This is a genomic window from Leptospira bourretii, assembly GCF_004770145.1.
In the GTDB taxonomy this organism is placed as follows: Bacteria; Spirochaetota; Leptospiria; order Leptospirales; family Leptospiraceae; genus Leptospira_A; species Leptospira_A bourretii.
On record NZ_RQFW01000022.1, the window covers coordinates 118,458 to 132,187 of the forward strand.

At 38.6% G+C, this 13,730-nt stretch carries 13 protein-coding genes; 5 read left to right on the forward strand and 8 right to left on the reverse strand.

What is annotated here, in order from left to right; all coding sequences use genetic code 11:
- The first annotated feature begins 239 nt into the window (after positions 1–239).
- The gene (locus EHQ47_RS17725; protein WP_135747169.1) at positions 240–1,952 is read left to right on the forward strand and encodes an acyl-CoA dehydrogenase family protein; all 1,713 of its coding nucleotides are present in this window, start codon (positions 240–242) and stop codon (positions 1,950–1,952) included.
- Between the two features lie 89 nt (positions 1,953–2,041).
- Here EHQ47_RS17725 and EHQ47_RS17730 read toward each other — a convergent pair whose 3' ends face one another.
- Together EHQ47_RS17730 and EHQ47_RS17735 are read right to left on the reverse strand one after the other, a co-directional pair.
- The gene (locus tag EHQ47_RS17730) at positions 2,042–3,223 is read right to left on the reverse strand and encodes a fatty acid desaturase family protein (RefSeq protein WP_135747170.1); all 1,182 of its coding nucleotides are present in this window, start codon (positions 3,221–3,223) and stop codon (positions 2,042–2,044) included.
- A 62-nt stretch (positions 3,224–3,285) separates the two neighbouring features.
- On the reverse strand, positions 3,286–4,371 hold the full coding sequence (locus EHQ47_RS17735; protein ID WP_135777738.1) for a flavin reductase family protein: 1,086 nt from the start codon (positions 4,369–4,371) through the stop codon (positions 3,286–3,288).
- 150 nt (positions 4,372–4,521) lie between these two features.
- On the opposite strand from EHQ47_RS17735, the gene EHQ47_RS17740 reads away from it, so the two are divergent.
- The gene (locus EHQ47_RS17740) at positions 4,522–5,145 is read left to right on the forward strand and encodes a TetR family transcriptional regulator (protein ID WP_135747172.1); all 624 of its coding nucleotides are present in this window, start codon (positions 4,522–4,524) and stop codon (positions 5,143–5,145) included.
- 22 nt (positions 5,146–5,167) lie between these two features.
- Here the strand turns inward: EHQ47_RS17740 and EHQ47_RS17745 are convergent, their stop codons facing one another.
- Together EHQ47_RS17745 and EHQ47_RS17750 are read right to left on the reverse strand one after the other, a co-directional pair.
- The gene (locus tag EHQ47_RS17745) at positions 5,168–6,979 is read right to left on the reverse strand and encodes a PAS domain S-box protein (protein ID WP_135747173.1); all 1,812 of its coding nucleotides are present in this window, start codon (positions 6,977–6,979) and stop codon (positions 5,168–5,170) included.
- A gap of 368 nt (positions 6,980–7,347) precedes the next feature.
- Entirely contained in the window at positions 7,348–7,767 is a 420-nt protein-coding gene (locus EHQ47_RS17750) for a 6-carboxytetrahydropterin synthase (RefSeq protein ID WP_135747212.1), read from the reverse strand.
- A gap of 64 nt (positions 7,768–7,831) precedes the next feature.
- Here EHQ47_RS17750 and EHQ47_RS17755 point away from each other — a divergent pair, with 64 nt between their 5' ends.
- The 3 genes from EHQ47_RS17755 (at position 7,832) to EHQ47_RS17765 (ending at position 9,512) form a co-directional block, all read left to right on the forward strand.
- Positions 7,832–8,053 (forward strand): DUF1858 domain-containing protein, encoded by a 222-nt coding sequence (locus EHQ47_RS17755; protein ID WP_002973441.1) that lies wholly within the window; start codon positions 7,832–7,834, stop codon positions 8,051–8,053.
- An 89-nt stretch (positions 8,054–8,142) separates the two neighbouring features.
- Positions 8,143–9,123: a fumarylacetoacetate hydrolase family protein gene (locus tag EHQ47_RS17760; RefSeq protein WP_135747174.1), complete on the forward strand. Its 981-nt coding sequence runs from the start codon at positions 8,143–8,145 to the stop codon at positions 9,121–9,123.
- Positions 9,111–9,512 carry a DUF2721 domain-containing protein gene (locus EHQ47_RS17765; protein ID WP_135747175.1) on the forward strand — a complete coding sequence of 134 codons (402 nt, stop codon included), beginning with the start codon at positions 9,111–9,113 and terminating at the stop codon, positions 9,510–9,512. Before EHQ47_RS17760 ends, EHQ47_RS17765 begins: the two co-directional genes overlap by 13 nt.
- 71 nt (positions 9,513–9,583) lie before the next feature.
- Here the strand turns inward: EHQ47_RS17765 and EHQ47_RS17770 are convergent, their stop codons facing one another.
- From EHQ47_RS17770 to ccrA, 4 genes are all read right to left on the reverse strand, one after another.
- Positions 9,584–10,201, reverse strand: coding sequence for a hypothetical protein (locus tag EHQ47_RS17770; RefSeq protein ID WP_135747176.1), 618 nt, complete (start codon positions 10,199–10,201; stop codon positions 9,584–9,586).
- A gap of 608 nt (positions 10,202–10,809) precedes the next feature.
- Positions 10,810–11,820 carry a zinc-dependent alcohol dehydrogenase family protein gene (locus EHQ47_RS17775; protein WP_135747177.1) on the reverse strand — a complete coding sequence of 337 codons (1,011 nt, stop codon included), beginning with the start codon at positions 11,818–11,820 and terminating at the stop codon, positions 10,810–10,812.
- A gap of 50 nt (positions 11,821–11,870) precedes the next feature.
- A complete protein-coding gene (locus EHQ47_RS17780; RefSeq protein ID WP_135747178.1) occupies positions 11,871–12,302 on the reverse strand; it encodes a VOC family protein in 432 nt (143 codons plus the stop codon).
- A gap of 176 nt (positions 12,303–12,478) precedes the next feature.
- On the reverse strand, positions 12,479–13,726 hold the full coding sequence (gene ccrA, locus EHQ47_RS17785; protein ID WP_135573362.1) for a crotonyl-CoA carboxylase/reductase: 1,248 nt from the start codon (positions 13,724–13,726) through the stop codon (positions 12,479–12,481).
- Between the last annotated feature and the right edge of the window lie 4 nt (positions 13,727–13,730).

A 13,730-nucleotide genomic window follows, 5' to 3' on the forward strand; every position in this document is an offset into this window, starting at 1 on the left:
GATTTAGAATTTTAATTTGAAACTGTAAAAAAGAAACCTTATTTTCTGCTTAGTTCTGTCAGAATTTCGACTTTAGAGGAAGCCAATTACTATGTTCTTTTTTGTATCCAAAATTAAAAAATTTCAATAATGAACCGATCGGTTCACAAAATACAATCATTCAATTTTTTTTGTTATACGAATATTTTTTAATCGCCTCACATTCATAAATTTTATCTTCTAATCCAAAAGGAATTTATATGATCCAAAGTAACTATTTTCAAACCAACGAAGACCTAAGAGAACATTTCGAAGATTTGATTGATTGGAATGAAATTGTACCAATCTACGAAAATCAATTTTCAGATTCCAAGTTATATTTAGAAAACAATAACCCAAAACTAGAATATGCACCATCTAATGTTGGTGAGGCGAAATCGTTTTATGAAGAAATCCTAAAATCTTGTGGTGAAATTAGTGGGATGTATGTTTCACAAGTTGCTTCTATTGTAGATTCGAAAGGACTTAAATTTGAGAATGGAAACGTAATCCACCCACAAGAGATGGTGGATGTAGTCCAAATGTATCACGATGCAGGACTTGGTCCGGCAGCTTTCAAAAGAAAATACGGCGGACTTGGAACACCAAGTATCATCAAAGCGATGATCGCTGAGTTGATGTATAGATCCGATAGTTCCATTACAATAGCAGTGGGAAGTATGGGCCTTGCCGCTATCCTAGAAGTTTGTGCAACCGAAGAAATGAAAGATGAATGGATTCCAAAATTAATTTCAGGAAACTATACGGTCACCATGGGACTATCGGAACCGGACTTTGGATCTGACTTACCAAATATCACAACCAAGGCAATCAAAAAAGATGATAAGTGGTTTCTGAATGGAACCAAAAGATTCCAAACGGTTGCTTGTGGTATCAATGGAAGTCCGGGAATCACACTTACTCTTGCAAGAACTGGAACTCAAGAAAGCGGAGCGCGAGGACTTTCTTTTTTCATCGTTGAAAACAAAAACTACGCCGTACAAGGAATTGAAAAAAAATTAGGAATCAAAGCATCAGCTACATGCGAAACAGTTTTTGAAAACAGTGAAGGCCATTTGGTTGGAAAAGAAGGTTTCGGGCTTGTGAAGTATGTTATGGGAATGCTCAACGGCGCTCGCCTCAGTGTTTCTTCCCAAGGAACGGGAATTGTCACAGCGGCTTACGAAGAAGCTCTCAAATATGCGAAGGAAAGAGTTCAATTCGGAAAACCCATTTATGAAATTCCAGCCGTACGTCGTATGTTGGACCGAATGGAAAGGGAACTGGCGGGAATGCGTTGCCTCATGGTAGAGGCAGCATATTCCGTAGATAAATACTATTGGTATGAAGATGGAAGAAAACCTACCCCAGAAGAAACAAAAACAGGAAAATTTTGGGAGAAGGTAGCAAATACCCTCACTCCTATTTCCAAATACTATAATTCTGAAATGTGCAATGATCTAGTATATGACGGATTACAAGTATTAGGTGGTGCTGGATATACAGAAGATTATGATCTTTCTAGACTTTATCGAGATGCCAGGATCACCAATATCTATGATGGAACCACACAAATCCAAGTCAACGCAGCCATTGGAGGAATCACATCAGGGATGAGCCCGACAGGTACATTTCGTGCTTACTTAGATCATCTTGCAAAAGGTTCGGAATCAAATCCAAAACTTCTAGAAGTTCGAAATCTTTTTGAGTCCATTGTGGAAACATACAAGTCGATTGAAAACCAAGAGACCAAAGAAACATTTAGTTTTGAAGTTGTCGAATCAGCAGCAAGAGTGGTAGTCGGTTACTTAATGGAAAGAGCGAAAAACAAATCTTCGAAACGAAAAGATTTACGCACCACCTGGTGCAAAGCGTTCCATGCTGATAGTTTGGCAATCCTTTCCGCAAACAAAATCAGACTCACTGAAAGATAAAAAAAAGGGTCCTCGTTTTGAGGACCCAAAAGAAAGGAAAGGGATGAACTCCCCACAATGCGCTAGTGGGAAGTCCAAAATTGTTCAGGTTAAGTGAGAGTAACGGATTTCTCTTTTGCAGGAAGGGAGATCTGGAAACTGGGTTGTGAGATCATACCTTTTGGTTCCAAATATACTTTTCGATTTCCCATTAATTTTCCCGCAATGGAATCTGGAAAAGAGTATGCAATGATTCGTTTCCAAACAGAAGCAAACTGCTTTAGGAAACTTCCTGTGTTGTAGTGTTGACCATACTTTTCACAAATTTCTTTCAATCGAGGCGCAACTTCACGATAACGAATCGCTGGCATACCTGGAAACATATGGTGTTCAATTTGGTGACTTAAGTGACCAGTCATTGTATAAAACAACTTGCTACCTTCCAAGTTGGATGAACCTTTGAGCTGTCTTAAATACCATTGTGCTTTTGTTTCACCAACGATCTCATCAGTAGTAAAGGATTCTGCATTTTCTGTGAAGTGACCACAAAAGATCACAGCATAAGTCCAAAGGTTACGAATTAAATTCGCAATCATATTCCCTAAAATGATTTTTGGAAAATTTAGTCCGGCAAGTACAGGAAACAATAAGTAATCCTTAACAACCTGTAGTTCAATTTTTTTAAAGAACACTTTCTTAAAATCTTTTAAGGATCTTTTATTTCTTTGTTTTTTGGGAATTTCTAAGTGTTCAACACGGAATCCATGTGCACCAATTCCCCATTGAAAGTTCATAGCAAGAAATAGATTAGTGAAAGGCTGTGTTAAATGAACCGGCTTCCATTTTTGCCCTTCTGTCAAACGTGTAAAATTATAACCATAATCATGGTCTTTGTTTAAAACATTCGTAAAGGTATGGTGCATATAGTTATGATAAAATTTCCACTGATGTGCATCACATACAATATCCCACTCGAAAGTTCTTGAATTGAAACGTGGATCGTTCATCCAATCATATTGACCATGAAGGACATTATGACCAAGTTCCATATTGTTGATAATTTTAGATGTCGCCAGTAACAAGGTCCCAGCTACAAAAGAAATTGGTTCAAAACTAAAATGGATGAGTCCTCTACCCAAAACTTCTGTATAACGATATGCCTTATAAATGAATCGGATATGATCTGCATCTTCTTTTCCGACTTTGGACATTACTTCTTCTCGAAGTGAATCTACTTCTTTACCAAATGCTTCAATTTCTTCGTTGTTTAACTTTTTACTAATCGTTCTCATATTTTTTTTCCTATGAATATTTCGTTTATTTTAATCTGTTTGGTGACTTGAGTTCTCGAGATCTAAAGCTCTAATTCCAAATTTGATTCTGCACGAGAGATACAAATCTGAATATTCTCTTCACCTAACTCAGATACTTCGCCTTTAGATAAATCAGTCACAGAACCAGCAGATTTTTTACAAACACAAGTATGACAAATCCCCATCCGACATCCACTTGGCGGATAAATTCCTTGGTCTTCTAGTTCTTCGAGAAGAGAACGTTCCCCTTTTACTTGAATTGTTTTGTGACTCAAAGAGAGAAACACATCGACTGTTCCCGTTTTTTTGACTTTCAACTGCGATTGGCCCGGCAAAAGAAAAAGCTCGGACTTTACTTCATTTCCTTCTAAAAGGGATAGAGCTTTGGTTTGCATTGGTCCTGGGCCACAAACATATACTGAATACGATTTAATATCATCAGTATATTTCTGTAAAATTTCTTTGGTCAGAAATCCTGAATCAAAACCTTCACGAGGAACGTCTGAAAAAATATAACGAATCTCTAAAAAGCCAGTTGCTTTAACTATTTCTTCTAATGAAGAATGTAGGATGATGTCTTCATAGGACCTAACAAAATACAAAAGAGTGACTTTTCCTTTGAATTGGTTTGCCTGCAATTGTTTGAGGATGGAATGAATCGGAGTGATTCCACTTCCACCAGCCAAAAATAAAATTTTAGAAGGTAAAACCTTTGGAAGAACAAACTCACCCGATGGCTCTCCGAGTTCCAACAAATCGCCTTTTTTAATATTCTGATTGATAAAGTTGGAAACAAGACCACCTGCTTGGCGTTTGACGGTGATACTAAGATACTTTTCACCAGGGAAGGAAGACAAAGAATAAAACCGAGTGACACGTCTACCTGCGATTTCAATAGTCACTGGCACATGTTGGCCCGATACAAATCCTTTCCAAAGCCAATTGGGTTTTAAAACCAATGTCTTTGCATCTGCCGTTTCTTCGCGAACAGCAATGACCTTGGCTTTGACCGTAGTCACCGAAAATCGGGGATTGATTTCTCCTAATAGGAAATCTGCCCAATCTCCTGGTTGGAGGAATTTTAAAAATTCCTTGGGTTGGTTGTAGATAAAAGGAAAGGTTTTCATTTTCGCCTCATGTTTCGCATTTAAGTGAACACTCGTTCACAGAGATATCTAATAGTGTTAATTTACGTCGTTAGCTATGTCAATCCCTAATTCTCCATTTAGTCCTTGCTTTTTAAAAAAAAGTGAACAATCGTTTACTGAATTCACGCCATGAAACTCAACAAACGCTATGCCCAAAAGCTTCGTACCCATAGCAATCTGCTCGATGGAGCTTTGCGACTGATGGGAGAAGAGAAAGGCCTAGGTGATTTAAGCCTTCGAGAAGTGGCGGGGGAAGCAGGAATCGTTCCAGCCGCCTTCTATCGGCATTTTAAAAATATGGAAGAGCTCGGTTTGTCACTTGTGGATGAGTGTGGAAGCCGAATCCAGACAATTGTAGGGGATGCTCGCACCAAGGGAGCCTATAAGTCAGCTTTGCAACTTACGATTGGATTTTTCTTTGATTATGTTACGAATAACCGTTCCCTCTTTCGTTTTATCGCCAGGGAAAGAACCGGTGGGAACCGAAAGATTCGGGAAAAAATTCGTGAGTCGATGAAATCAATCGCAACGGAACTTGCAAAAGATATGCGAATGCCAAAAATGATTCCTGTCGAAGACATCCAATTTGCATCTGAATTGATTGTGAGTATTTGTTTTCAAATGGCTTCCGATTTTTTAGATCTGTCAACCGAAGCCCACTCAGAGATGAGAAAATTAAAATTGCAGACGATCAAACAAGTGCGATTGGTTTTTATCGGTACCATCCGAGGAAGAAAACGAAAAGATAAGTAAAATTAAATCTAAATTAATAGATTTAGTTTTTATCTGATTGATGTAATGGGAAAGAAATCATGATGTTAAGCCCTTCCCCTTTTTTAGAAACAGAGGAAAGGACTCCTTTTAACTGAGAAGTGAGACTACGAATTAGTTCATAACCGAAATGATTTCCTTTTTCGATGTTCACTGAATCCGGTAAACCTTCTCCATCATCTCCCACTGACAAAATGATATTTTCGCTGGAACGTGACAAGTGGATGCGAACATCACCACCTTTTTCATTTGGATATGCATACTTTAAGGCATTTGTCAAAAGTTCGTTTAGGATCAAACCAAGTGGCAAAGTTCGTTTTAAATCCAAACGAATTTCTTCTAACTTAACATCAAATCGGATTTTTGTAGGATTCAGAACAAAAATATCATGAAGGCTAAACACTAAATCTTCAATGTACTTACGCAAATCAACAGATTCCAAATCTTCCGATTGGTATAAATTTTCGTAAACCTTGGACATGGACATGATTCTGGATTGCGCATTTAAAAACGATTGTTTGGCGACGTCGTTTTCAACTTTAAAAGATTCTAAATTCAAAAGTCCTGAAATGATGGCGAGGGTATTTTTAACCCTATGTTGTAATTCTTTTAATAAAACATCTTTTTCTTCCAAAGATTTTGCGAGCCGGTCTTCGATATCTAAAATTTTTGTGACATCTAAATTGATCCAGAGAATGAACCTTTCTCCTGCAATTTCAAAGGCCTGGCTGAATACCATAACATCAAATTTTTTACCGTCCGAATGCGTGACAGACATTCTTTCGCCTGCCATCCGACCTTTTTCTTGATAAATTTGTGTTAGACGTGCAAGTTGTTCGGGATTACTCCAGGCCTCAAACTCTGTTGTTTTTCTGCCAATGACCCTTGTTTTTTCCAACTGGAAGATGGTTTCCATGGAGGAATTTATATCCAAATAGGTTCCATCTTTGACTGTAGAAATCGCCATGGCAATGGGACTGAGTTGAAATACCTTTGCATAAAGGCTTTCCCCATCTTTGGGTGGAACCATAACAGGTGCATTGGGTGTTTCTCTAAATACAATCACGACTCCGCTTAAATTCTTTTCAGAATCTAAAATAGGGGATATTGTTTCTGTAACATGTGTTTCGCGACCGCTACGAGAAACGATAATAAGATCATTTCGCCTTTCCGTTTTTTCGAGTCCACTTAAAGCATTTAGAAAGGGATAGGAAACCCGAGTTCTAGCTTCTGCCTGAATTAAATATAAAAATGAAGAAAGGTCTTTTTCTAAAACTTCTGATTTGCGATGCCCCAACATATCCAGAGCTTTGTGATTGATTTCACGGATTAAACCTTCAGGGGAAAGAACAATCACACCATCTCCCATAGCTTCAAAAGTAATCCGAAGTTCTTTTTCTCGAAATGCTAACGATTGTTCCGCTTGGTAAAGTTTGAGTGCAGATCGAATCATACATTCGATGATATCAGGGCTGGAAATTTTTGGAATGAAACCGTAGTGTTTTATTTTGCAAACACGATCCAGAATTTTGTTATCTGAATAACCACTAACAAATAGAATCGGAATCTCACGATACGAAAGAATTTTTTCAGCAAGTTGGATTCCATCCATTCCATCGGAAAGATTTATATCCATAAGAATCAAATCTACTCTTTCACCTGACGTGATGTAGTTGTATGCATCGTTTGTATTTGATACATACTGCACGGAATACCCTTTATTTTTGAGGAATTCTGACTGTGAAATAGCCAATATGGCTTCATCTTCCACAAGCAAAATATGACCTAAACTATGTTTGAGTTCCGTAAATGGCATAGAGTGTTCTATCGATTTTCATAATGAGGCGGTAGAAAAGCAATCGATTAAGATGATAAATTTTTATGAAAAAAAACGAAAACATCTGCAATAAAAACCAACGGCGACTGTTGAAGGTTAAAACTTTTTGATTGCGAATCTGTCTTATGAAGAATGGATTATGTCGATTTTAAATCACAAACGAATGTTTGTTGACATAAATTTTACGTAAGAAACCAAGCTACGAAGTTTTTTTCTATCAAACGTTCTTTTTTCATATTAGACTTATAGGGACGAATCACCCGATGAACTAAAAACCTTTGCTCGTTTTTGAAAACAAAGAAGAGAGAGAGAAAAACTAAGGATTAGTACCTAACTATTGTTACAAATTAAGATAAGTCTGAGTTTTCATCTGGTTCGAAGAACGCAAGATTTTCAGGCCCCTCATGGATCACAATCCGGCGGATTCTGCCATCAGAAGATTTGACATCTGACTTAAGACCTGCATAAAACCAACGAGCTACATTCTCAGAAGTGGGATTGACCCCTTTAAAATCGGGATGGTCATTGATCAAGATATGATCAATGGAATGGACTAACTCGGAAAGGCGGGTTCTTGCTGTTAAAAAATCATAAGAAATGCCATCTGGACGAATGTTTGTATTTCCCTCCAAAAATACCTCCACCTTCCAGGAATGCCCGTGGATGGGCTCATCTGAGCCGTCGGCAAAGTACTGGTAGAGGAAATGGGCGGATTCAAACCTTCCCTCAATTCGGACATAAAATTTCCCGTTTTCTTGGGTAAACATTCCATTGACGAATAGAGCATAGTCCAATATTTGTATAGTAATTTCCTTCCTGAGGGTTCTTAAGATGACCGAAACAACAAAACCGCGCTTTTTTAAAGAAATGACTGTGGGCGAAGCGATTGCAATCCATCCAGAAGCAGGGCTTGTTTTCTCCAGCTACCATTTAGGTGGATGTTCACACTGCTCCATTAACGAAGTTGAGACAATTGAACAAGTTTGTATGGGTTATGGTGTAGAAGTAGACACTCTCATCGATTCCCTCAACAATCTTTTCTCTGAAGAATAGACCAAATTTTCACTTCCACATTGTAAGGGCCCTTGTTCGGCCCACGTGTTTTTTTATCCCACCCCAAAACATAGTTTCGTAGGTCAACGATGGCAAAACATTTTGTACGTTTTCAATATAAAAATAAAATTGATTGGGGAATGGTTAGTGGAGAAAAAATCTTTCCTTTACAAATCGGTGATCTCTCCACCAAGAATTTGTTAGTTGGTCTTCAAAAGAAAAAAATCAAAACTCCAACAAAAATCCCATCGCAGAAAATCATTCCCCAAAACAACATTACGATTTTGTCACCAATCACAACTCCCTGCCAAGTGATTTGCCAAGGGGCTAATTATAAAAAACATTCTTTAGAAGCTGGGCTCAATCCTAAATCAAAAACATATAATTTGTTTTTTACTAAGTCCGATTTGTCTATTACCACTGCTATTGGCGATGTGATTCGACCAAAACATGTTGAACTATTAGATTATGAAATCGAATTGGGAATTGTATTTGGAAAAGAAATCAATGAAGAACTTGATTTGCATTCTTACAACCCAAAAGAATATATAGCGGCTCTTTTCATTGCCAATGATATTTCGGCAAGGGACATCCAACTTCGACAATTACAATGGTATAAAGGCAAATCTTATAGAACTTTTTTTCCTGCCGGACCCATTCTAGCTGTATTAGAGCCAAATGATTTTGATCAAATCGATTCGTTAGAATTAAACTTAACTGTCAATGGGCAATTAAGACAATCCGCAAAAGCAAACCAAATGGTGTATCCACCAAAAGAAACTATTGCCGAACTTTCTGGGTTTTCTCGTATTCAAGTTGGAGATGTTTTATTAACAGGAACACCTTCTGGTTGTGCGCTTAAGGCTCCAGGAAAACTAAAACAAATATTTGCAAGTTTTTTACCTGAACACAAAAAGTGGGAAGTTTTTATCAAAGGACAAAAAAAACGAAAAGAATATTTACAACCTGGCGATGTTATCAAAGCAAACATTCGCACTCCCGATGGAAAAATCAATTTGGGAGAACAAATCCTTCAGGTGAAACAAGGATCAATTGATTGGACAACCTAACCTATAGCATACCGGGACTATTATTTCCAGCAATCTCTTTACTGATGCTCGCTTATACCAATCGTTTTTTTGGATTAGCAAAACTTTCCAGGCAACTTCTCAGCGAATACGAATCTTCAAAGTCAGAGATTTTAGAAAAACAAATTCACAACTTACGTTTTCGCATTACATTGATTTTATATGCTCAAAGTGCGGGAATCTTTAGTTTGATTTTATGTACTTGTTCGATGGGTATGATTCCGTTTTATAATATAGTGGCTTGGGTTTTATTCGCCTCATCACTTTTATTTATGGTGATCTCACTCATTTTAGCACTGATAGAAATTCATTTATCAGTGATTGCCTTAGACATTGAAAGGAATTCGATATTAAATTCAGGATCTAAATGAAATCACTAACTTACTAAAAAAGATTGAATGGAGATTTTTCCATTCAATCAAATGGTTTCGATCTTTAGTTATTATTGAAAGATCGTTCTACCTAAAGAATCTATATTAACATTATTACTAGTACAGTCTCCAGAACCGACTGTATTATTTACTGGAGCAACAACTCCAGCTCCTGCACTATAATACGATCTCATAACAAAACCTTGCCCATTGGTAGTGGTTGCATTCATTGAAAACAAACATCTGCCACTGATCGTTGGAGCTGCGCCGGCGTTGACAGTGGCACAACTATTTGTTGCATGGTAAGTGCCTCCGGCACCACAAAGTGCAGCAGTATGTGTGCCACCTGCTAAAAAGTCAAAACAGGAACTTCCACCGGCATTGGTTAGAAAATTACAACTACTTCCACTACTGACTAATGTTGGATTATTGGCAACCTGTACCCTTACGGTTCCTCCAAATGTTCCCGATACAAAATAGTTTTTTACCCTAACACGATATGTACCGATTGCCAAATTTTCTTTTAAACGTTCTCTACTAGCACCAGCTGGATTTGTATCCGTTGCGCTGAGGACTACTGTCCCGGCTGCATTTGTTAGTTCTAAAACCAAATCGACAGTACTCGTTGTTGAAAATGCTGTGATGATATGATTCCCTGCAGATGTAACATTTAAATCAAAGTCAAGCAAAGGTCTGAGAGAAATAATCGTTCCATTCGATGACGTTCCATTAATCGCAATACTTCCACTTGTAGTAGGAATTGCTTTACACCTGTCGGTGGTCGAAGTTTGATCTAAATTAAAAGCACTTACACATAAAAAGCCTGAAGCACAATTAAAATTCGAAGTGCACGAAGCACCATCAGTGCCCGTTCCAGTTGATGCACTACTTCTAGGCGAAGCGAGTAACAGTAATAATAAGGAATCTTCCGCTGAAGTGTCTGGCTTTGACGAAGAACAATTTAGAACAAAAATAAATAATATTGTGAACAGAGTGTAGATTTTCATAGTGGAACTTTACGCATTGAAAAGTTAACAATCGTATATCGTCAACAACTTTCTGTTAAACTTTCGATTTGAATCGTTTAAAATAACATAGTCTCTGTTACACTATTGAAAGCAAAATGGATACATTTGCCTTAAAGGGAAATCCCTCAATCCCCTCGTTCTACTGAATGAATCAGTTTCTAGAAAAATGAAACTAATCTGGCTGGCGTTGGTTTTTTAAAAATATCTAGTGAAATGATTCTATCTCTTACAGATGGACATTCCTATTGCTTAGGCAAAAAATAAGGATTTTAAATTCGAATGACAATTTTTCCAAAATGGGATCCGGATCGTAAGTATCGGATTGCTTCGGCTGATTCTTCTAAGGTAAACACTTTATCAACTACCGGTCTTAGGCCAGAAGTCTGAATTGCTTGGTTCATTTCGATGAAGGCTTTCCTTCCACCGACAACTAGACCTTGGATTTTTAAGTTGTTCATCACAGCTGGAAGTAAATTGAGTTCTCCTGATTTACCGGCAAGAATCCCAATCAAATGGATTACACCAAACGGACGACAGGCTGCAATGGATTGTTCTAGAGTCCCGGCACCACCTACTTCAATGATATGATCGGCTCCAACTTTTTCTGTAATCCGACGAACTTCTTTGCCCCACTCGGGTGTTTCTTTATAATTAATTAAGTAATCAGCACCTAACTCTTTGCCTCGTTCTAACTTTTCATCACTAGAGGAAGTGAGAATGACTTTGGCTCCCGCCAACTTCGCAAACTGCAAGGCGAAAATAGACACTCCACCTGTTCCTTGTACCACAACAAATTCACCTGGTTTTAATTGGCTGAATTGAAATAGACCAGACCAAGCGGTGAGAGCCGCGCAAGGTAATGTGGCAGCTTCTTCATACGACAAATGAGAAGGAATTCGTACAAGTCCGGTTTCAGGAACTAAAGCAAACTCGCGTAAGGTGCCCAGAAGTGGGCCACCGATTGTATGACGCATTTCTGCATGGGTTGCTTCTTTTGCTATCCACTTGGGTGCAAACGTGAGAAGAACCCGATCTCCCACTTTCCATTCGTTGACTTCTGAACCAATCGCAACAACCTCGCCTGCACCATCACTACAGGGAACCAAAGGGAGTGGAAATTTAGGATTGTATTTACCTTCGACAACTAAAGAGTCTCGGTAGTTTAAAGAAGCTGCATGCAACCGAACGAGCACTTCCGTAGCACCCGGACTAGCAGGTTCCGGAACCTCTACAATTTTTAAATGATCCAAACCAAAATGACTGACCTGTGCTTGTTTCATTGTTTACCCAAAAACCCTTCTGATTAAAAATATAACAAAGATAATGCGAATTACTTATTTAAAACAATTTCGCCTTTTTCATTTAAAGGGAAAAATGGATTGAAGGCTACTTCAAAAATATGGCCATCAAAGTCTTTAAAATATCCGCTATACCCTCCCCAAAATACTTTTTGTGGTTCTTTCAGAATCGTTGCACCTAACGCGCGCACCTTATTGATTACAACATCAACTTCCGCCTCACTAGTCTGGTTTTGTGCAAGTGTAATTCCTGAAAACTCTTGACGTTTTTGAAAAGGGATTCCTATGTCTTCAGCCAAAGCCTCTTCACCAAACAGAGAAAGTACGATCGTACCAATTTGGAAGAAAGCAACATTATCGTTACTTTCTTCTGATCGTTTCCAACCAAGACCCTTTTCATAGAAGTCGATGGAACGTTGTAAATTGGAAACACCCAGGGTGACTAAATTGATTCGTGGATACATAAACGAACTCCTTTTGCGAAAATATGAACTTTAGAGAAATTAAAAATATGAAAGCGGGATTTGGATTCACAAAACAAAGGTTTCATGGTAGATGGAGCCATTGGGTGGCGGGTGGATAACCCCACCCAGTCTAAATAGGGCGGGGACATGTACTCTAAATACACACTTGGAAAAAATTACTTCTTTCCAAGTCCTGTAGTTTTTGCACCAACGAGGATTGACATGTTTCCTGCTGGGTGTTTGTTTTCTCTCATCAATTGGTGGCACTCACCTGTTTGATCGAAAGTAAAAGTTTGTGCCAATACTGGATCCACTTTTTTATCAATCACCAATTGGTTGAGGTCACGACAGTTGTCGTCGTTTGCGAAGTGAGAACCTTGCAGACGTTTTTGTCTCATCCACAGATAACGTAAGTCAGCTGTTGCGTTAAAACCAGTCGTTCCAGCACAAATCACAACCATACCACCTGTTTCACAGACAAATACGGAAGTCGGAAGTGTGGTTTCACCTGGGTGTTCAAAAACGATTTGAGGGTTTTTGCCTTTTCCAGCAATGTCCCAAATTGCTTTACCAAACTCACGTGCTTGTTTGGTCCATTCAACAAATGCTTCTGGTTTGTTGATATCAGAAGTAAGTCCACCCCAATGTTTAAACTTGTTACGGTTGATCACACCAGCAGCACCTAAGTTTTTACAAAAATCAATTTTGTCATCAGAAGAAACAACAGCGATTGGAATTCCGCCAGCTGCTTTTACAATTTGGATTGCCATAGCACCTAGTCCACCTGCTCCACCCCAAATCAAAACCACATCACCTGGTTTTACATCATTTGGTTTCCAGTGGTGTAACATTCTATAGGCGGTTGCAGCAACTAACATATAAGCAGCGGATGCTTCCCAAGTTAGGTGTTGTGGTCGAGGAAGGCATTGGTGGTCTTGTACTTTGCAAAATTGTGCAAACGAACCCCAGTTAGATTCATATCCCCAAATGATTTGGGAAGGTGCATACATTGGATCTTTACCAGAAAGAACCCATGGATCTTTTGGATCCCACATTGCACAATGGACAACAACTTCATCGCCCACTTTTACATTTTTAACTTCAGATCCAACTTTGTAGACAATCCCAGAAGCATCTGATCCACCAATGTGGAATTTTTCTGGTTCACCTTTTTTGTTACGAGCTGCGATCACATCAACAGGATATCCTAAAGCTGCCCAAACATTATTATAGTTAACACCGGCAGCCATAGTGGCTACGAGAACTTCGTTCGGACCGATCTCCGGAACATCAATGACTTCTGACTGGAAAGAAGTTTTCGGTTCGCCGTAACGTTCCGGGCGAATGACCTGCGCGTGCATTTTTTTGGGCACAACTCCAATAGGAGGGAGTTCCCCTACTGGTACGATTTCTACGTTGCTCATAGAT